We start from the raw sequence: 20,936 nt of genomic DNA, 5'->3' as shown, positions 1-20,936 counted from the left end.
GATTGATGTTTGTTAATGTAACGCGATTATACCCCTATAGCTAATTTAGCGTATTAATTTTGGATATTTAGATGAATAAATTTTCTGTTTGGATCAGTGTACTGCGCTTACGAACATTACCACTGGCAAGCTCTTCAATTATAATTTCAGGTGCACTTGCGTTGCAGGCGCATATTTTTAATTTTTTTATTTTTATCTTGTCGCTTAGTACGGCTTTGTTATTGCAAATTTTGTCTAATTTAGCGAATGATTATGGCGATGTTAAAGCGGGAACCGATACTGTACAACGTTTAGGTCCTAAGCGTGGAATGCAAAAGGGAGAGATCTCATTAAAAAGCATGAAAAAGGCAATTATTATTACGATATCTATTACCCTAATTTCAGGTTTTAGTTTGTTATGGTTGGCTTTGGGCAATGACCTTTTTAGCTGGATGTTGTTTTTAACACTCGGCATTCTTGCTATCGTTGGCGCTATTACATACACAATGGGACGTTATCCTTATGGATATCGCGCAATGGGCGATATCTCAGTGTTTCTTTTTTTTGGTTTACTTGGCGTATTAGGCGGGTTATACCTTTATGATTTAAGTTTTAATTGGATGGCGCTGTACCCGGCTTGTAGTATTGGTTTATTTTCTGCGGCGGTATTAAATATTAATAATATGCGCGACTTTGAAACAGATAAAATGGCGAATAAAATCACACTTGTGGTGCTGTTTGGTCGAGATTTTGCTTTTAAATACCATTTATTTTTAATTTGTATGGCGCCATTATTGTCAATCGGTTATATTTACAGTTTAGAAACGGCGCATATTTGGCAATATATCTTTTTATTGGTGATAAGCCCCTTAATCAAAACAGCAATCGCATTGCATAGAACGTTGCAAGATATTCCTAAAAACGGCCTCATTTTTAATGAGCAGTTAAAAAACACTGCATTAACAACATTTGTATTTTCACTTTTATTTGCATTAGCTGTGATCCCACAATAAAGGTTGTATGCTACTAAAATAGTTTTATTGCTTGTTTTTCAACTTATTTGTACATATTTATACAAATCCTGTTGAAAAAATCAACATATTTTACTTTTTTATAAATTCTGTGTTCTGTTTAACTCTAAGCTTGGGTATAATGCGCGCGGAATATTGACTACGATTTTTACTAACAGAGTATAAAAAATGACAGACATAACTAAATACAGAAATATTGGTATTTTCGCGCATGTGGATGCGGGTAAAACTACGACAACAGAACGTATCCTTAAATTGACGGGCCAAATTCACAAAACGGGTGAAGTACATGATGGCGAATCAACTACTGATTTCATGGAACAGGAAGCTGAGCGCGGTATTACTATTCAGTCTGCAGCTGTAAGTTGTTTTTGGAAAGAGCATCGTTTAAATGTTATCGATACTCCTGGACATGTGGATTTCACTGTTGAAGTATATCGTTCATTAAAAGTACTTGATGGTGGTATTGGTGTGTTCTGTGGATCTGGTGGTGTAGAGCCTCAATCAGAAACTAACTGGCGCTATGCAAATGAATCTGGTGTTGCACGTATTATTTTTGTTAATAAATTAGACCGTATCGGCGCTGATTTCTTACGAGTTGTTAAACAAACAGAAACAGTACTAGCGGCTAATCCATTAATTATGGTATTACCAATCGGTATTGAAGATAAGTTTGTTGGTGTTGTTGATTTGCTTACTCGTAAAGCATGGATATGGGATGATAGTGGTCTTCCAGAAAACTATGTCATTGAAGATGTTCCTGCTGACATGGTTGATCTTGTTGAAGAGTACCGTGAAAAATTATTAGATACTGCTCTTGAGCAAGATGATGATTTATTAGAAGCGTACATGGATGGTGATGAGCCTTCTATTGAAGATATCAAACGTTGTATTCGTAAGGGTACACGTACATTGGAATTCTTCCCTACGTACTGTGGTTCTGCATTTAAAAACAAAGGTGTACAAAACATCCTTGATGCTGTTGTTGATTACCTGCCTGCTCCAAATGAAGTTGAGCCTCAACCGCTTACAGATGAAGAAGGTGAAGCTACGGGTGAATACGCAATCGTTTCTGAAAAGGAAACCTTTAAAGCGTTAGCATTTAAAATTACAGATGACCGTTTCGGTGCACTTACTTTTGTACGTATCTATTCAGGTACACTTAAGAAAGGTGATACTATTATGAATGCTGCAACAGGTAAAACTGAGCGTGTTGGCCGTATGGTTGAAATGCAAGCAGATCAACGTAATGAGCTTACTTCTGCAAAAGCGGGTGACATCATCGCTATCGTTGGTATGAAAACTAATGTACAAACAGGTCATACGTTATGTGATCCAAAACATCCTATTATTCTAGAAGCAATGGTTTTCCCTAATCCAGTGATCTCTATTTCTGTAACACCAAGAGATAAAGGTTCAACTGAAAAAATGGGTATTGCTATCGGTAAAATGGTTGCAGAAGATCCAACGTTTAAAGTTGAAACAGATATCGATTCAGGCGAAACAATTTTGTCTGGTATGGGTGAGCTTCACTTAGATATTAAAGTAGATATCTTACGTCGTACTTACGGTGTTGATTTGATCGTTGGTGAGCCTCAAGTTGCTTACCGTGAAACTATCACGCAAACAATTGAAGATAGCTACACACATAAGAAACAATCTGGTGGTTCAGGTCAATTTGGTAAAATTGATTACACAATCACTCCAGGTGAGCCAGGTACTGGTTTCGTATTTACTTCAAAGGTTACTGGTGGTAACGTTCCTAAAGAGTTCTTCCCAGCGATTGAGAAAGGCTTTAAGAGCATGATGGATACAGGTGTTCTAGCTGGTTTCCCAGTATTAGATGTTGAAATCACACTTACAGATGGTGGTTACCATGCTGTAGATTCATCTGCAGTAGCATTTGAACTTGCTGCTCGTGGTGCATTCCGTCAGTCTATTCCTAAAGCAGGCGCACAACTTCTTGAGCCTATCATGGCAGTAGATGTATTTACTCCAGATGCTCATGTAGGTGATGTTATCGGTGATCTTAGTCGTCGTCGTGGTATGATCGCAGGTCAAGAAGCTGGCGTAACGGGTGTGCGTATTAAAGCGGATGTACCTCTTTCAGAAATGTTTGGTTACATCGGTTCACTACGTACAATGACATCAGGTCGTGGTCAGTTCTCTATGGAGTTCAAACACTACATGCCTTGTCCAAGTAGTATTGCTGAAGGCGTTATTGAAAAAGTAAAAGAAGAAAAAGCAGCTGCTAAGAAATAATTTTTTTTAGCTAAGCTTGAACCCCAGAGGCGCTAGTCTCTGGGGTTTTTTTATGTCTTATTTTTAAGATTCTAACTGTTTATTACTAAGGATATAAACATAGATTGTAAATTTTCATTGTTGATATTTCGCTATTGAATTTTTTTATTTATTTAAATACCGGATGGAAATCAAACTCATTATTTGCATCTCTTGTCGGAGGAAAAGTAGTGATAATATATTCAACTGACTACTTTTCAAACTAATCTAAGTTATGCACTTCGGAATTGAATCTAAGAATGAAATAATACCAAAGGCTTCATAATTAGTGCCTTCACTAGGGGTAAAATAACCGATAAGGTTACCTCCACATGATGGAATTATTTTTCCCCAAGCTTCTGAATATATTTTAAATTTATCCTGCTGATATGGATCAAGTTTGTATTGTATAAAGCATACTACTGACATAATTCTTTCCTTGCTATTTAAAATTAATACTGAACTATTTTTGAATAGCTAACAGATAATTAGACCTAGTCGTCTAACCTAAAGTTATTCCTAGGAGTAAATATAATGAAGAATACAACGGTAGGTGTTTATTTAGCAACGGATATCATACAAGTATGCGTGTTTTATCAAAATAAAATAACGTCCAACACTGAAATGAGTGCTAATGAATTTACTTTGTGGCTCGTCAAAGCAAAACCTTTCAGGATTGTATTTGAAGCGTGTGGCACGTCAAATCACTGGAAACAAAAAGCAATAGCGTTAGGACATAAAGCTCTGCTTATCTCCGCCAAGCTTGTTAATACCGTTAGGCAAAACCAGAAAAATGATGCATTAGCAATTGTTCAAGCCTCATTACTTCCTGATATAAAATTTATTGAAGGTAAAAATATACATCAACAACAATTATAAACATTAATGCGTTTTCGAGAGCTTGGAGTAAAATAAAAAACAGCAACTAAGAATCAAATTACGGCTCTGCTACTTGAATTTAATATACGGGTATCTCTCTTACTTACACTACAATAATTGTTGGCATATGCCAGAAACTATTGTAGTGTAAGTCTTCTGCTATAAAAAGGTTATACAAGTGCGTCCGAAAATAAAACGGCATATTTGCCCAAAACAAGGTGCTACATTTAACGCTTTTAAACCTAATGGTATTCCATTGTCAAAATTAAAAAAAATAGTGTTACAAAACGATGAATTAGAAGCGTTACGCTTAGTCGATATACAAAATTTAGCACAGCAAAACGCGGCGTTACATATGCAAGTTTCAAGACAAACCTTTGCCAATATACTCAAAGTCGCTCGTAAAAAAGTAACATCAGCATTGATAAATGGTGATGCTCTTGTTTTAGCCATCAACAGATGGAGAACAACAATGAATTACGCTATAGCCATAACAAAAGGAAAACTTGCCCCCTGTTTTTCCAAAGCACAAATATTTGAATTTTATAATACGCAACACCGTAAAGTTGCCGTGTATAAAAATCCTATCTTAAATATATCAGGCTGTGCCGCTAAAAAATCATTGATAAATTTATTGATAGAGAGGCAATGTAATACTCTTATTGTACGAAAAGTCGGAGAGAAAACTTTAGCTAAATTATTGCATGCAGGCATAAAAGTACAGCAAGGAAATACGCGTCATCACATTGAAGTATTACTTGAAAATGCGAGGTTAGAAACTCATTTATTAATGGATGAAAAACAAGGTGTTCCTAAAAAAACAAAATGTGCTTGTCATCATTAGCCGATAAGTATGTTATTTTTACTCTGTTTTTGGTTGGCGTATTTTAATTATTTTAGGTGTTATTTTGAGGCATGAGGCATGAGCTTAAAGTTAAACGGTTTTGTCTTTTAGGTTATTAAAAATATTTGTCTCTGTGCGACTAAATCTGCTGTATAAAATAATATTTATTCGATTTAATCGGTAAGGGAAAAACAAAAATGAAAATTTGATTCGCGTTTATTTTTTTTACAAACATTTTATGATCTATTTAGCATTCATGTGGTAGTTATCAGCATACGACGACTTATGTACAATACGCATCCTATCTGTATTTATCTTGCTGAGCTTACCCCTTAAGGATATACTTATTACTTCTTGTCGGAGTGCCTTAGGGCTGAGATCACTATTATTGGTGGGATCCGTGGAACCTGATTAGGATAATACCTGCGAAGGGAACAAGTCAAAGGCACACTGCCTCGGTGCACCTTATACTTACCACAAATATTCGACAAGCATTCTTCTCTCTCTTAAGTAAGGTAAAGATTGCATGTCTCAAAAAAACAAAAGTACACTCGAACTGACCTCTCGTTCTAATTTATCACGTCGAGAATTACGTCAAGCTGCGGATGATTATTTAAAAAGTTTGAATCAACAAGGCTACCCCCGTTCCGAAAAAATATTTATAGATGCAAAGATTAACCCTATTAAAGTGGCAATGCGCCAAATAATTCAAGAGGATACTTTAGTGGGAGGCTCTAAAGATGCACCCATATATGAAAAAAATGAAAGCATTCCTGTTTATGATACATCGGGTGCCTATACGGATGAAAATATTGTTATCGATATTTATAAGGGATTACCGCGTTTGCGTGCAGCATGGATAACTGGGCGTAAAGACGTGCAAACTCTGCCTGTTCCTAGCTCGCAGTTTGCTCGGCAACGTTTAGATGATGATAGTTTAGATAGCTTGCGCTTTGCACATCTGCCTGCCGCATTATGCGCCCAGAAAGGTAAATGTGTGACTCAAATGTATTACGCACGACAAGGGATAATCACCCCTGAAATGGAATATATTGCGATACGTGAAAATCAGGGGCGTGAGCGAGTTAAAAATGAAGCCTTGCATCGTCAGCATGCAGGACATAATTTTGAGGCTAACTTACCTAACAATATTAGCGCTGAATTTGTGCGTCAAGAGGTGGCTTCTGGGCGCGCAATTATCCCTTCTAATATTAATCATCCTGAAACCGAGCCGATGATTATTGGGCGTAATTTTTTAGTAAAAGTGAATGCTAATATTGGTAATTCATCGTTATCGTCTTCGATTGAAGAAGAAGTTGAAAAATTAGTTTGGTCGACACTTTGGGGCGCAGACACCGTTATGGACCTTTCTACTGGGCGCAATATTCATGAAACGCGTGAATGGATATTACGTAACTCCCCCGTACCAATAGGAACCGTTCCTATCTATCAAGCTCTCGAAAAAGTAAAAGGGGTGGTCGAGGATTTAAACTGGCATGTTTTTCGGGATACTTTGATTGAGCAAGCAGAGCAAGGTGTTGATTATTTTACCCTTCATGCCGGAGTCTTATTGCGCTTTGTGCCGATGACGGCCACTCGTTTAACGGGAATTGTGTCAAGAGGGGGATCAATCATGGCCAAATGGTGTTTGACCTATCATCAAGAAAACTTTATCTATACACATTTTCGTGACATATGTGCAATATGTCAGCAATATGATGTTGCTTTGTCATTAGGCGATGGTCTACGCCCAGGCTCTATTGCCGATGCTAATGATGAGGCGCAATTTGCCGAGTTACAAATTTTAGGTGAATTAACGAAGGTCGCTTGGGAATATGATGTGCAGGTGATAATTGAAGGGCCGGGTCATGTGCCGATGCAAATGATAAAAGAAAATATGGATAAGCAATTGACCGATTGCTTTGAAGCGCCTTTTTATACATTGGGGCCTTTGACAACCGATATCGCGCCCGCTTATGATCATATTACATCAGCAATTGGTGCAGCTCAAATTGCTTGGTATGGGTGTGCAATGCTTTGTTATGTCACACCAAAAGAGCATTTAGGCTTACCGAATAAAGAGGATGTTAAAATAGGTTTGATCACTTATAAAATTGCAGCCCATGCAGCGGATTTGGCAAAGGGTTATCCTGGTGCGCAAATACGAGATAATGCATTATCGAAAGCGCGTTTTGAATTTCGTTGGCAAGATCAATTTAATTTGAGTTTAGACCCATTAACTGCGCGCCAATATCATGATGAAACGTTACCACAAGAATCGAGTAAAATAGCCCATTTTTGTTCAATGTGTGGACCTAAGTTTTGTTCGATGAAAATAACACAAGATGTACGTGAATTTACAGAAAAATTAAAATCGGGAGAAATTTCGTGCAAAATATTAGAGCCCAGTATCAATCAGGTTGCGCAACAGGGAATGCGGGATAAAGCGCTACAATTTAATGCAAGTGGCGCGCAAATATATCAAAAAAATAGCCAGTAAAGTTTAAGGGTAAAGATAATATGAATAATACGGTATGTAGTATTACTAACTCAGATTGTAATATGAACGAGGGTGTGCAAAGTGATATACAAACGTTTATAGCATTAGGGGCAATCCCTAGTCGTATTAACAGTGCGCTGAGTGTACAAGATGTATTTGTTGAGAGCGTCTCGGATAAGATGTTTAGTGCGCAACTCGATAACGTTTTAGAGAAGATGAAGCCATCGGTTATAAAAATCGGATTCATCGCTAATCGCGAGCAAGTGAATATATTATGCAAAAAGATACGATCTTATAAAGAACAGAAGGGCGTGCCTGCTTTTATTATATATACGCCAAGCAAATTGAACGAGGTGGAGGAAATTCCGCAGGAGGAGTCGATTAATGCGCTTATTAAAACAGATCTTTTGCCTCTGATTGATTTATTAATTATGAATGCAAAAGATATTTTTAGTTTTTCTGGGCATATGCTTATTACGCCAAATGCCTTGTATCAGAGTGCACAGTATTTATTGAACAAAGGCTGTAAAAGTGTACTGATATGTGGAGGGAAAACAGATTTTATTGATGGGTGTTGTGTTGATTATTGGTCAGATGGGCAACGGGAGATTGCATTAAGCAGTCCGCGTTTGACATTTTCTAATACGCAGTCTAAGAAAGATATTTTAAGCTGTGCGTTGGCGTCTGCATTATCGCTTAAATATGTTTTAGAAGATGCTTTTGTTATTGCGAAAGCGTATTTAAATGGTTACTTAAAAGAAACCAGTAAAGGATATGCCGAAGGGCAAGTTTCAGGTTGGCCTGAAAACAAGTCTTATTTTCCTAAGGTTGTGACATTAAGTCGAAATACAGATGAGGAACTTACGTTAGATATCTCATCTTTTCTTTCTTTTGATTTTCCTCGTTGTAATATATTTAATTTGGGATTATACCCAGTTCTTGACTCTTTATCATGGCTTGAAAAAGTTTTAAAATGTGGCGTTAAGACGGTGCAACTACGTATAAAAGATAAAACATCGACGCAAGTTGAAGGAGAGATAATACAAGCAATCCAATTAGGTAGAAAATACAATGCTCGTTTGTTTATTAATGATTATTGGGAATTGGCGATTAAACATCAGGCTTATGGCGTGCATTTAGGGCAGAAAGATATCGACAGTGCAGATCTTCAGCTTATCCATCGAGCAGGGCTACATTTAGGGCTCAGTACACATGGCTACTATGAAATTTTACGCGCAAAGCAATTTAACCCAAGTTATATTGCTTTGGGTCATGTTTTTGCAACGCAAACCAAAGAGATGCCGAGCGCTCCGCAAGGCTTAATTCGCTTAAAAAAATATGTTGAGTTATTAGCGGATACCCCAACAGTTGCGATTGGTGGGATTAGTCTTGCGAGAGCATCACAAGTTTATAAAACAGGTGTGGGCAGTGTTGCTGTTGTTAGCGCCATCACTCGTGCCATCAACTTTGATAGCGTTATTCAAAAATTTAAACAAATGGAAATAAGCTAAGTATGTTAACTGATCCTGAAGTTTTACGTTATAGCCGGCATCTTTTATTGCAAGATGTCGACGTGACAGGTCAAGAAAAATTAAAAAACAGCAAGGTACTTATTATTGGTATGGGAGGGTTAGGCTCGCCAGCCGCATTATATTTAGCGGCTGCAGGTATTGGAACGTTGATTATTTCTGATTTTGATGTGCTCGACGTGAGTAATTTACAACGGCAAATTGCTTATAGCACCGCAGATGTAGGTAAATATAAAGTACTTGCCATGAAGCAACGTTTAGAGGCGTTAAATCCACAAATACGCATACGTAGTATTAATAAAGAAATGTCTCAAGAGCAACTTTCAATGGAGTTGTCGATGATCGATTTGGTGCTAGATTGTACAGATAACATGCATTCTAGGCAGAAAATAAATACTGCCTGTGTGCAAACTAAAACACCTTTATTAGTTGGGGCCGCTATTCGAATGGAAGGTCAGTTAATGTTTTTTGACAATAAGCTTTCGGACTCTGCTTGTTACCATTGTATTTTTCCGCAAAACAGCGATGAAAGCTTGAACTGTAGTAATTCTGGAGTATTAGGGCCGGTTGTGGGAATTATCGGTACGATGCAAGCATTGGAAGCGATTAAATTTATCGTTGGTATACCCTCTGAGCTTAAAAACAAGTTGAAACTTTTTGATGCAAAGACATTGGAATGGCAAACATTTTCTATTAACAAAAATTTACAATGTGCAGTATGTGGAGCAATTTCATGATAATAAATGTTAATTATCAGCGGATGGATGTTGAAATAGATTTAAATATTAAGCAATTATTTTCGTTATTAAAATGTGATCTTGACGGGCATGCTGTGGCTGTTAAGCAGCAAGTAATTGAACGTCAGAAATGGGCGTCTTATCAGCTTCAAGAAAATGATGTTGTTTCTGTTTTTCAAGCAATTGCAGGTGGGTAGTAAGTATGTATAAAGATAATTTAGTGATAGCAGATAGAGTATTCTCTTCTCGATTATTGACCGGTACGGGTAAATTTAATGATCAAAAAACGATGCTTAGTGCATTGCAAGCATCGCAATCTGAACTGGTGACAATGGCATTAAAGCGCATCGATATGCAAAATAAAAATGATGATATTTTAGCGCCTTTAATCGAACATGGTATGCAACTTTTGCCGAACACCTCGGGAGCACGTAATGCTAAAGAAGCTGTTTTTGCAGCCCAAATTGCTCGTCAGGCATTACAAACTAATTGGATAAAACTAGAGATCCATCCCGATCCTAAATATTTATTACCGGATCCTATAGAAACATTAAAAGCTGCTGAAATCCTCGTAAGAGAAGGTTTTATTGTCTTACCTTATGTACATGCTGATCCCGTATTGTGTAAACATTTAGCGGAAGTCGGTTGTGCTGCTGTGATGCCTTTAGGTGCGCCAATAGGGTCAAATAAAGGCATTAAAACCGCTGATTTTTTAGAAATAATTATTGAACAGGCTACCGTTCCCGTTATTATCGATGCGGGACTCGGTGCCCCATCACACGCAGCGCTTGCCATGGAAATGGGAGCGGATGCGGTGCTCGTTAATACTGCCATAGCGGTTGCTCGCGACCCTATTGCAATGAGTCGTGCTTTTGCTAAAGCGGTGCAAGCTGGTCGTGAGGCTTATTTGGCTGGCTTAGGCGGACAAAGCCAAGTTGCTTGTGCATCGAGTCCTTTAACTGCTTTTTTAGAGGTGGAATAAGATGACGTTTAGCAAACAAATAAAAAATTACCAATGGGATGATGTTCGTTTATCTATTTACGCGAAACAAGCTTCGGATGTTCAACGAGCATTAGCAAAATCGAAGTTAGATTTAGAGGACTTTAAAGCCTTAATTTCTCCAGCGGGTGCACCTTTTTTGGAGCAGATGGCATTTAAATCACAACAATTGACAATGCAACGTTTTGGTAAAACACAGCAATTTTATATTCCTCTTTATTTATCAAATATGTGCAGTAATATTTGTTCTTATTGTGGTTTTTCAATGCACAATAAAATTCGTCGTACTACGTTGGATTTAGATCAAATAGAGGCAGAGTGTATTGCCATAAAAAAAATGAATTTCGAGCATATATTGTTAGTGACAGGGGAATCAGAGAGAAAAGTAGGCTTGCCTTATTTTAAAGAAGCATTAAAAGTTGTGCGCAAATATATTTCACATATTAGTTTAGAAGTTCAGCCCTTAGATCAAGATGAATATGCTGATCTTATCGGGCACGGTGTCGATGCAGTATTGGTTTACCAAGAAACATACCATGAGCCTACTTATGCTCTGCATCATTTAAAGGGTAAAAAAACAGACTTTAAATACCGCTTAGATACACATGATAGATTGGGTCGCGCTGGAATACAAAAGATGGGGTTGGCTTGTTTGATTGGGCTTGAGGAGTGGCGTACTGATTGTTTTTATGTTGCCGCGCATTTACAATATTTAGAAAAGAAATATTGGAAAAGCCGTTATAGTATCTCATTTCCTCGATTACGTCCTTGTGCGGGGAGTGCGACGATAAAGTCAGTAATGGATGATAAGCAATTACTCCAATTAATTTGTGCTTATCGTTTATTTAATGGAGAAGTTGAACTGTCACTATCTACGCGAGAATCGGCGACGTTTCGAGATAATGTTATTCCTTTGGGTATAACATCCTTAAGTGCAGGATCGAGCACACAGCCAGGGGGTTATGCGAAAAGTAGTACCAAAGCTTTACAACAATTTGAAATTTCAGATGAACGTAGCCCTGCTGAAATGGCCAAATGTGTAAAAAAACTTGGTTATGAAGTGGTTTGGAAAGATTGGGAACAGTGTTTATCTGGACCATTACACGCTAAAATTGAACGTTAATATCGTCATTAAAGAAAAAGAGAGTGGTAATATGTCAGATGGAAAAGATATTTATGCAACATTGGTAGAAATCCGTGAAGAGCCAGTTGCACTCTATAAAATATTAAAATTAGGTAATATAGTTTCAGGTGGGGGTGAAGCAAAACAAATTATTGCAGATGGTTATGTATTTCTTAACGGAGATGTGGAAACGCGTAAACGCAAGAAAGTGTACGCGGGTGATATGGTTTATTTTAATGAACAATATTTAAAAGTTGTATTACAAGGCGAACTTGCCGAGTATGAAACCGAGGCTAAAGAGGAGGAAAATAACGAGTTGTTAATAAACACCCCTCGACGTGCTATACATTTTTAATTTTTATCGAGTATTGGCAAGCAGATTGTGGCGCATAAGCCCCCTTTAGGGTTGTTGCTTAAACACAATGTTCCGGCATGTGCTTGCACAATACTGCGGCTGATAGCGAGACCAAGGCCTACACTAGCATCACTGACGTCACGTGCTTTATCTAAACGAACAAAGGGTTTAAAAACTTCTTCAAAATCTTTTTCAGCAATACCTTTACCTTGATCGCAGACTTTTATCTGTAATTTTTCATCTTTTAAAATGCAATAAATTGAAATATTAACAATACCATTTTCATCTTTTGCATAACTTAAACTATTATTGATTAAATTTTCAATCACACGACGTATCGCGAGAGGCCATACTCTAAAAATTAAATTATCAGGGCATTGTAGTTTTATTGAGATCCCTTGTTCTTGTCGTTCCTGACAAATCGTTGAGAGTAGCGTATTAATATCACAACGTTGTTTTTTCTCTTTTTGGGCATCATCGCGTGCAAAGCGCAGTGTTGCTTGGATCATATCTTCCATTTGTTTTAAAGTATTTAGCATTTGGTGTTGATCCGGACTAGGTTCAATAAATTCTAAACGTAAACGTAAACTGGTAATTGGGGTACGTAAATCATGAGAAATCGCCGCTAACATTTTTCCACGATCTTCAATAAAAGTGGATAAATGTTGCTGCATATTATTAAAAGCACGGATCGTAGGTAAAATTTCAGAAGGGCCTTGTTCAGCAAGCGCACAGAAATCTCGTTCTGATCCTATTCTTTCTGCCGCGATAGCAAGCTTAGCGATAGGTTTTAAAGCGCGTTTAACCAGCCATGCCATACTCAGTAATATGATTAAAGTCAGTGCAATAAGTATAAAAATGGTTTTTAATGAAATCTTTTCAACTTGTGCGTTAATTGAAGAGTCAAAGTTTAACCAAAGTGAAGGCGATAATAAAATAGAACCGCTTAATTGACGATTACGTCTTCCGCTATTTCTATTATGTCGTTGATGTGAACAGCCTTTTTTCTTGTAGTAAGAAACAATACGGATATCATTAATCTGTTGATCACGTAGCATATATTGTAACTGTTCGCTAAGATCAGGACGTTGATTGTTAAATATTAGTGGTGAGGTATCAAGGCTAATTTTAAATTGTAGTCCTTGGCTGACGAGGACTATCTCTTGATGCAAGGCATCCGGTGTTTTATATAAAATTTCAATTAAAGCACCTATTCGTTGTAGCGTGCTCTCTGTTGAAACAGAGCGTACAGCTTGCTGACGATCGGAGGAATAGAGTTGTAAAGAAAGAAACATGAGCGCACTTAAACCGAGTAACATTACAATTGTTATCTGCACTATTAAACTATTTAAGGAGCGCAGTTTTAACATTTTTAACCTCACAAGTTAATTGATAACCTCCACCCCAAATTGTTTTAATTAAACTTGGTTGCTTTGGATCTTTCTCTAATTTCTTACGTAAACGACTCACTAGCGTGTCAATCGCACGATCGTAAACATCACCATCACGGCCTTTGGCTAAATCGAGTAATTGATCTCGACTGAGAACTTGTTGTGGGTGAGCGATAAACACTTTTAAAAGATCAAACTCTGCACTGCTTAGAATAATATTAATACCATCTTCATTGATTATTTCTCGACGGGTGATATCAATGGTCCAACGATCAAAAACAAGGATTTGTGCAGCAGTGCTTCGTTCTCCCACTTGATTAACCCGACGTAATACCGCTTTAATACGTGCTAATAATTCATGTGGATTAAAAGGTTTACTTATATAATCATCGGCGCCCATTTCTAAGCCAATGATTTTATCCATTTCTTCACCCATTGCACTGAGCATTATCACCGGTATATTCGATTGAGCCCGTAAATTACGGCATAGAGTTAAGCCATCTTCACCAGGCAGCATCAAGTCTAAAATAATTAAATCAATATTGGCTGTTTTAAGTGTTTTTTTCATTTCTTTACCATTAATCGCAAGCGAAACACGATATTGGTGCTGTTTTAAAAAACGTTGTAATAATTCACGGATCTCGCGATGATCATCGACAATTAGTAGATGTATGTTATTCATGCATAATTTTCTCGGTAGGGTCATTACGTAATAATACGCTTTTTTATACGAAAGGGTGTGTCAAATTGTGTCAATGAATATATTCATGAGGGCGAATTTAAGCATTATTGAGCGTTCAATTTTTTTTTCAAAAAATGGCCCGTGTAACTTTCTCTAACGTTGATAATATCCTCTGGTCTGCCCGCAGCGATCACTTCGCCCCCCGCATCTCCGCCCTCAGGGCCTAAATCAATGATCCAGTCTGCCGTTTTGATAACATCTAAATTATGTTCAATAATAATAATGGTATTACCGTTATCGCGTAAGGTATGGATAATTTTTAAAAGTTGAGCGATATCATGGAAATGTAGACCCGTAGTTGGTTCATCAAGAATGTACAAAGTTTTCCCTGTATCTCGTTTGGATAGTTCTTTTGCTAATTTTACGCGTTGCGCTTCACCACCTGAAAGGGTTGTTGCCGCTTGACCTAGATTAATATACGAGAGTCCTACATCGATTAATGTTTTTAATTTACGTGCAATCATTGGGATCATATTAAAAAAATGAAAAGCATCGTCGACAGTCATATTTAATATCTGTTGAATATTTTTACCTTTATAGTGTACTGATAATGTTTCTCGATTGTAGCGTGCGCCATGACAGGTATCACAAGGAACATAAATGTCAGGTAAGAAATGCATTTCAACCTTAATGACACCATCACCTTGGCATGCTTCACAACGGCCACCTTTAACATTAAAGCTAAAACGGCCAGGTTTATAGCCGCGTGCTCGTGATTCGGGTGTGGCAGCAAAAAGCTCTCTAATCGGTGTAAATATACCGGTGTAAGTCGCAGGATTAGAGCGAGGTGTTCGACCAATAGGGCTTTGGTTAATATCGACGACTTTATCTAAATAAGACAGACCACGGATTGTTTTATAAGGTGCGACTTTTTCAAGGTGTGCTTTATTAAGTTTACTTTGAGCGAGGGGAAATAAAGTATCGTTGATAAGCGTCGACTTACCAGAGCCTGATACACCAGTAATGCAGGTAAACACACCCACTGGGATTTTAACCTGTATATTTTTTAAATTATTACCCTTAACCCCATCAAGTATTATCCATTCATTTTTTAAAGGGGTGCGTTGCGTTGGGATTGCAATTTGTTTACGACCACTTAAGTAGTCGGCTGTTAGTGAATTTTTAGCTTTTAAAATTTGCTTGTAGGTACCTTGTGCGACTATTTCACCGCCATGTATTCCAGCTCCTGGGCCAATATCTATAATATGATCTGCTTGACGGATAGCGTCTTCATCATGTTCAACGACTATGACCGTATTACCTAAATCTCGTAAGTGGGTTAATGTTTTTAGTAAGCGTTCATTATCGCGTTGGTGTAAACCGATGGAGGGCTCATCTAGAACGTACATCACGCCCATTAATCCTGCGCCAATCTGACTTGCCAAACGAATTCTTTGTGCTTCGCCACCGGAGAGTGTTGTGGCACTACGCTCTAAACTTAGGTAATTAAGGCCAACATTTATTAAGAAATAGAGACGTTCTAATATTTCTTTTAATATTTTATCTGCAATTTTTTGTTTTTGTCCCTGTAACTTTAACTTTTTGAAAAAATCATGTGCATCTGCAATAGACAATGCACAAATATAGGGAAGATTCACATTTTCAATAAAGATATTGCGTGAAGATATTTTTAAACGAGATCCTTGACAGCTTGAGCATGTTTGACGATCCATAAATTTTTCAAGGTATTCTCTAATGGTATTTGAATCAGTTTCTTTATAACGACGAATACGATTTGGGATAACACCTTCAAAAGGGTGTGATCGAATGACACTATCACCCTGCTCATTATAATATTCAAAAGATATTTTTTCATTATTTGTGCCATACAATATGCGTTTTTTATTTTTATCGGAGAGCTTTAGAAAGGGCGTTTCTATGGAAAAATCATCTTGCTGAGCAAGAGAGCAAAGTAATTGAAAGTAATATTTTGATTTTTTACCCCAGCCAGTTATTGCGCCATCTGCAAGGCTTAAATTAATATCGCTGACCGCAAGTTTAGGATCAAAATATTGTTCAATTCCTAGACCATCACAAGTTGTACATGCTCCTGCTGGGTTATTAAAAGAAAATATACGAGGTTCAAGTTCATTAATGCTATAGCCACATTGAGGGCAAGAAAAATTAGCTGAGAAGAGTACTTCTTTACCTTTTGAGTCCATAAAGGCAAGAATAGCCGTGCCATCACTTAATTTTAATGTTGTTTCAATAGACTCAGCTAAGCGTTGCTTAATATCCTTACGAACTTTGAAGCGATCAATAATGACCTCAATAGTGTGTTTTTTATGTAATGCTAATGTGGGAGGATCGCTAAGGTCCCAAATTTCCCCGTCAATACGAACACGTAAAAAACCTTGAGCCGCTAAGCTTGCTAATAATTTAACATGTTCACCTTTACGATCTTTGACTATTGGGGATAATAACATCATTTTACTGCCCCCAGGATGCGTTATAATTGCATCAACCATTTCACTGACGGTTTGTGCTTTGAGACTTGTATGATGAGTCGGGCAGCGAGGGTCGCCAATTCGAGCAAATAATAAGCGTAAATGATCATAAATTTCAGTGATTGTCCCGACCGTTGAACGAGGATTATGAGACGTAGATTTTTGTTCAATTGAAATAGCCGGAGATAAACCATCGATATGTTCAACATCAGGCTTTTCCATTAAAGATAAAAACTGGCGAGCATAAGCGGATAATGACTCAACGTAGCGGCGCTGTCCTTCTGCATATAAGGTATCAAATGCGAGTGAAGATTTACCTGAGCCTGAAACACCGGTTATCACGACTAATTTATCGCGAGGAATACTCAAATGTATATTTTTTAAGTTATGCGTTTTTGCACCGCGAATGACTATATTTTTCATGTTTATCACCTAATAAAACACTGTAAATTAAAACAGTATAACTAAAGCAAGAGGATCATAAAATAGTTGATCTTATTTATTTTTAATAAGCGCTGCATGACTCTCATTCTGGGAGTGATATTTATAAAAGCAGGCGCTGAAATTGTATTTGGGGTTTTAAATGAGTAAAGAGCAAGGTTATTATCGATGAATTTTAAATTCTTGATCAATGATTGCTTGTGTAAAAATCTTTTTTAGATAAAAGCCACGAGGTCTCACTTTTATAAGCTGGCCAGAGGCGCCATAGGCATCGGTAAGGCAGCGCCCATTGGCCGCTTTAGGGCGTAATTGCAAGATTTGTCCATCTCGAGCGCTGACATTTTCAATTTCACCGAGTGCAATTTTGTCCATTAATTCATTCCAATCGTTTTTAAGAGCGTTATTTTGTTGTTCGGATGCAACCCATAAAAAAGCATTACCTACAATACGATCCGCAAGAGGGATACACCTTTCACCTTGCACGGGTAACCATAATACACATTTTAATTTATGATAAATATTGCTTTTTTCCCAGATTAAACCGGTGATATTAATGATAGGTGCGCTACACACAAAAGTCGTTTCTAATACTTTACCCTGAGAATCAATGGGAATTGTTTTTAATTCAATGCCTAAATGTTTAAAATCTTGCTCGGGTTTACTTCCTGCGGTTGTACCTAAATGCCACTCCATAAGTTGTCCAACCCAACCTTTATTGTGACGTAGATCGTTAGGCATGGGAATATTGGCAAGTTGAGCTAATTCTGATAACGAACAGCCTGCGATATTTTCACATAAGTGGAGTAAATCCGCTGTGGTTTGAGGGGGGGTTATCATTTAGAGCTCTCTTTTTAAAAGTTATCAAGTGTTATAGTAACGAATATTTAGGGTTATGCATCTCTTTTGCAATGAAGTTGCACAGAGTTATCCACGTTATTAGTGGATAACTCTTTTACGCTAAGAAATTCTCTGACAAAAGTTAAAAGATCATGAATAGATTAGTGAATTTTGATGTTGATGTCTAATTTACCATCAAAAAAAGGATGAATCACAGGCACTGTTGTTTTTTTAACCGACTTATTTATGCACATAGCAATGTGTACAAGTAATGCTGTTTTTTTGCACAGTCAATGTTTCTGCTGTTAATTTATTCCACATAAGCTACTGTTATATATTAAGTATTTAATTTTATTTAACTTGTAAGTCGATATTTTGTGTAGTATTAAATACTGTGGATTAATTGTCTATTTAATTATACACAAAGTTATGCACAGTTTTCGTGGATTAATTCTTGTTTATTCATTAGTTTATATTTATTATTTTAGGTGAGAGATAAATATTGATGCAATGTTATTTATCACTCGTCTTTCTTATAAAAAACGAGCTGTTTTAATCGAGAACCCTTTAGATAGAGGGTTCTCTTTATTTTTAGAATGAGTGATAAGTTGCTGACAACTATGCATAGAAGAAGTAATTAAGATAGCAATTTGCTATAGTTAAAGATAAAACGATCTTCTGACTGAAGCTCTTTATTTTTAGAGAGAAAAAGATATCAACAAGGTATTCAAATAGGATGCTAATAATAAAAAAGGTATAAATGTGATTGATACAGACGGCTACCGTCCAAATGTCGGTATTATCATTTGTAATAAAATGGGGCAGGTTTTATGGGCTAAACGCTATGGGCAACACTCTTGGCAATTTCCTCAAGGAGGGATTAAAACGGGTGAAACAGCAGAGCAAGCAATGTATCGAGAACTTTATGAAGAAGTGGGTCTGAAAGCGGAAGACGTAAAAATTTTAGCAAATACTCGTTATTGGTTACGCTATAAACTTCCTAAACGTTTAATTCGGTGGGATGCTCCAGAGCCTATTTGCATTGGTCAAAAACAGCGTTGGTTTTTATTACAATTAATAAAAGATGATAAGAACATTACATTTGATGCCTGTGGGCATCCAGAGTTTGATGATTGGCGCTGGGTTACTTATTGGTACCCTGTACGTCAAGTTGTGCAGTTTAAATGTGATGTATACCGTAAAGCATTAAAAGAGTTTTCTATCCCTACATTTTCACTGATGAAAAGTAATTCGGAAAAGAAAAGAGAAAAACGTCATCGACGTTCTTCGACGTATAATAAAAATACTTATTAGCGATTCCCTAGTGATAAATATTTTTTTAGTGAATGATTTTTATTATTCATCTTATTATTTTTATTTATGTAAAGGGTTAGTCATTGTAAAAAAGTCACTCGTAAGCGAGTGACTTTTTTGTTTTGTAAGTATTTTGTTAAGTATTCTTTTTTTGTGTCGCAGCACTTTGACTGATACAAGCCGCTGCGGTAAAGAGCACATCAGTTGAACTATTTAATGCCGTTTCGGCAGAATCTTGTACCACCCCGATAATAAAGCCAATCGCAACGACTTGCATCGCGATGTCGTTGGGCACCCCGAATAAGCTACAAGCTAAAGGAATTAATAGTAATGAACCTCCTGCAACGCCAGATGCACCACAGGCAGAAACTGAAGCGACAATACTTAATAAAATAGCTGTTGCAATATCAAATTCAATGCCTAGAGTTTGTACGGCCGCAAGAGTTAAAACAGTAATAGTGATGGACGCACCGGCCATATTGATGGTCGCTCCTAATGGAATAGAGACAGAATATGTGTCTTCATGTAATTGTAATTTACGACATAATTCCATATTGATCGGTATGTTAGCCGCTGAGCTACGTGTGAAAAATGCGGTGACGCCAGACTCGCGTAAGCATTGAAAAACCAATGGATAAGGATTTCTACGGATTTTAAAATAGACCATCGCGGGATTAACTATCAAGGCAATAAAAAACATGCACCCAATTAATACTAATAATAAATGCGAGTAACCTATTAGAGAAGAAAAACCGGTTTTAGCAAAGGTACTTGCGACTAAGCCAAAGAGACCTAAAGGTGCAAAACGGATCACCAGATGTACAATCTTAGTCACACTGTTAGAAATATCACCGATCATGGTTTTAGTCGTTTGTGATGCATGCTGTAAAGCCAAACCTAAACCTGCAGCCCAAGCTAAAATACCAATAAAATTACCGCTACTTAAAGCATGTATAGGGTTATCAACTAGCTTAAATAAAAGTGTATTTAAAACTTCAATAATTCCTTCAGGTGGCGTTGCTTGAATATCGGTAGCATGTAATATGAGAGTTGTTGGAAAGAGGACGCTGATTATAACTGCGGTCGTCGCAGCCAGTAATGTACCGATAAGGTAAAGATGGATCACCGGTTTTAAATGGGTGCTTGTCCCTCTTTTTTGATTGGCAATGGAAGAGGTAACTAAGACAAAAACTAAAATAGGGGCAACGGCTTTCAATGCCTTAATAAATAACTCACCGAGAAAAGAAATAGATTGGGCGCTTGCTGGAGAAAAGGTGGCAACTAAAATGCCGGCGATAATACCAATAATAATTTGTAGCACTAAACTAGTTTTTAAACGTCGTAATAAGGATTTTGGTGGTGCGCTCATATTTTATCTTCCTTTTGTAATACAATATTAATAATTCCATTTATTTATGTATTTTATTAAACCATCATTGGTATATTCACTTATCCATAGGTGACTCGTTTTCGACTCTTTTGGCGTGATTCAGTTACTATATCGTTT

Annotated in this window: 17 protein-coding genes, 1 pseudogene and 1 riboswitch; of the genes and pseudogenes, 12 read left to right on the top strand and 6 right to left on the bottom strand. The window is 37.1% G+C overall.

Translation table 11 applies throughout. From position 1 onward, the window contains the following. The first annotated feature begins 71 nt into the window (after nucleotides 1-71). Nucleotides 72-992 carry a 1,4-dihydroxy-2-naphthoate octaprenyltransferase gene (gene menA / locus B8W84_RS06850; protein ID WP_094752521.1) on the top strand — a complete coding sequence of 307 codons (921 nt, stop codon included), beginning with the start codon at nucleotides 72-74 and terminating at the stop codon, nucleotides 990-992. Between the two features lie 186 nt (nucleotides 993-1,178). Then, complete coding sequence (gene fusA / locus B8W84_RS06845; protein WP_094752520.1) at nucleotides 1,179-3,272, top strand: elongation factor G; 2,094 nt, start codon at nucleotides 1,179-1,181, stop codon at nucleotides 3,270-3,272. Between the two features lie 246 nt (nucleotides 3,273-3,518). On the opposite strand, the gene B8W84_RS06840 is transcribed toward fusA, so the two are convergent. Then, complete coding sequence (locus B8W84_RS06840; protein ID WP_094752519.1) at nucleotides 3,519-3,719, bottom strand: NIPSNAP family protein; 201 nt, start codon at nucleotides 3,717-3,719, stop codon at nucleotides 3,519-3,521. A gap of 105 nt (nucleotides 3,720-3,824) precedes the next feature. Between B8W84_RS06840 and B8W84_RS06835 the strand changes: the two are divergent. The 9 genes and pseudogenes from B8W84_RS06835 to B8W84_RS06790 form a co-directional block, all read left to right on the top strand. Next, nucleotides 3,825-4,265, top strand: a pseudogene (locus tag B8W84_RS06835) (IS110 family transposase); the annotation flags it as partial. Between the two features lie 82 nt (nucleotides 4,266-4,347). Next, nucleotides 4,348-5,013, top strand: coding sequence for a DUF134 domain-containing protein (locus B8W84_RS08205; protein WP_308293001.1), 666 nt, complete (start codon nucleotides 4,348-4,350; stop codon nucleotides 5,011-5,013). Nucleotides 5,014-5,361: 348 nt separating this feature from the next. After that, nucleotides 5,362-5,464, top strand: a riboswitch (TPP riboswitch). 75 nt (nucleotides 5,465-5,539) lie between these two features. Next, nucleotides 5,540-7,513: a phosphomethylpyrimidine synthase ThiC gene (gene thiC, locus B8W84_RS06820; protein ID WP_094752517.1), complete on the top strand. Its 1,974-nt coding sequence runs from the start codon at nucleotides 5,540-5,542 to the stop codon at nucleotides 7,511-7,513. A 20-nt stretch (nucleotides 7,514-7,533) separates the two neighbouring features. Further along, complete coding sequence (gene thiE / locus B8W84_RS06815; RefSeq protein ID WP_094752516.1) at nucleotides 7,534-9,024, top strand: thiamine phosphate synthase; 1,491 nt, start codon at nucleotides 7,534-7,536, stop codon at nucleotides 9,022-9,024. A gap of 2 nt (nucleotides 9,025-9,026) precedes the next feature. Beyond that, a complete protein-coding gene (locus B8W84_RS06810) occupies nucleotides 9,027-9,779 on the top strand; it encodes a HesA/MoeB/ThiF family protein (protein ID WP_094752515.1) in 753 nt (250 codons plus the stop codon). After that, entirely contained in the window at nucleotides 9,776-9,976 is a 201-nt protein-coding gene (thiS, locus tag B8W84_RS06805) for a sulfur carrier protein ThiS (RefSeq protein ID WP_094752514.1), read from the top strand. Before B8W84_RS06810 ends, thiS begins: the two co-directional genes overlap by 4 nt. Before the next feature lie 5 nt (nucleotides 9,977-9,981). Beyond that, complete coding sequence (locus B8W84_RS06800; RefSeq protein WP_094752513.1) at nucleotides 9,982-10,761, top strand: thiazole synthase; 780 nt, start codon at nucleotides 9,982-9,984, stop codon at nucleotides 10,759-10,761. Nucleotide 10,762: 1 nt separating this feature from the next. Further along, nucleotides 10,763-11,902, top strand: coding sequence for a 2-iminoacetate synthase ThiH (thiH, locus tag B8W84_RS06795; RefSeq protein ID WP_094752512.1), 1,140 nt, complete (start codon nucleotides 10,763-10,765; stop codon nucleotides 11,900-11,902). Nucleotides 11,903-11,933: 31 nt separating this feature from the next. After that, nucleotides 11,934-12,257, top strand: a complete 324-nt coding sequence (locus tag B8W84_RS06790) for an RNA-binding S4 domain-containing protein (RefSeq protein WP_094752511.1) — start codon at nucleotides 11,934-11,936, stop codon at nucleotides 12,255-12,257. Here B8W84_RS06790 and B8W84_RS06785 read toward each other — a convergent pair. The 4 genes from B8W84_RS06785 to mutH form a co-directional block, all read right to left on the bottom strand. Then, on the bottom strand, nucleotides 12,254-13,627 hold the full coding sequence (locus tag B8W84_RS06785) for an ATP-binding protein (protein ID WP_094752510.1): 1,374 nt from the start codon (nucleotides 13,625-13,627) through the stop codon (nucleotides 12,254-12,256). The genes B8W84_RS06790 and B8W84_RS06785 overlap by 4 nt on opposite strands. After that, nucleotides 13,602-14,330, bottom strand: coding sequence for a response regulator (locus B8W84_RS06780; RefSeq protein ID WP_094752509.1), 729 nt, complete (start codon nucleotides 14,328-14,330; stop codon nucleotides 13,602-13,604). The genes B8W84_RS06785 and B8W84_RS06780 overlap by 26 nt, the downstream gene beginning before the upstream one ends. Nucleotides 14,331-14,434: 104 nt before the next feature. Continuing rightward, nucleotides 14,435-17,260, bottom strand: a complete 2,826-nt coding sequence (gene uvrA, locus B8W84_RS06775) for an excinuclease ABC subunit UvrA (RefSeq protein WP_094752508.1) — start codon at nucleotides 17,258-17,260, stop codon at nucleotides 14,435-14,437. Nucleotides 17,261-17,440: 180 nt separating this feature from the next. Beyond that, entirely contained in the window at nucleotides 17,441-18,115 is a 675-nt protein-coding gene (mutH, locus tag B8W84_RS06770; protein ID WP_094752507.1) for a DNA mismatch repair endonuclease MutH, read from the bottom strand. Nucleotides 18,116-18,877: 762 nt separating this feature from the next. Here mutH and rppH point away from each other — a divergent pair. Further along, nucleotides 18,878-19,429: an RNA pyrophosphohydrolase gene (rppH, locus tag B8W84_RS06765; protein WP_094752506.1), complete on the top strand. Its 552-nt coding sequence runs from the start codon at nucleotides 18,878-18,880 to the stop codon at nucleotides 19,427-19,429. Between the two features lie 136 nt (nucleotides 19,430-19,565). On the opposite strand, the gene sstT is transcribed toward rppH, so the two are convergent. Continuing rightward, on the bottom strand, nucleotides 19,566-20,798 hold the full coding sequence (gene sstT, locus B8W84_RS06760; protein WP_094752505.1) for a serine/threonine transporter SstT: 1,233 nt from the start codon (nucleotides 20,796-20,798) through the stop codon (nucleotides 19,566-19,568). Nucleotides 20,799-20,936 lie beyond the last annotated feature (138 nt).

It is taken from the genome of Psychromonas sp. CD1 (genome assembly GCF_002239585.1).
Classification (GTDB): Bacteria; Pseudomonadota; Gammaproteobacteria; order Enterobacterales; family Psychromonadaceae; genus Psychromonas.
This window is presented reverse-complemented; position numbering and strand designations above follow the sequence as displayed.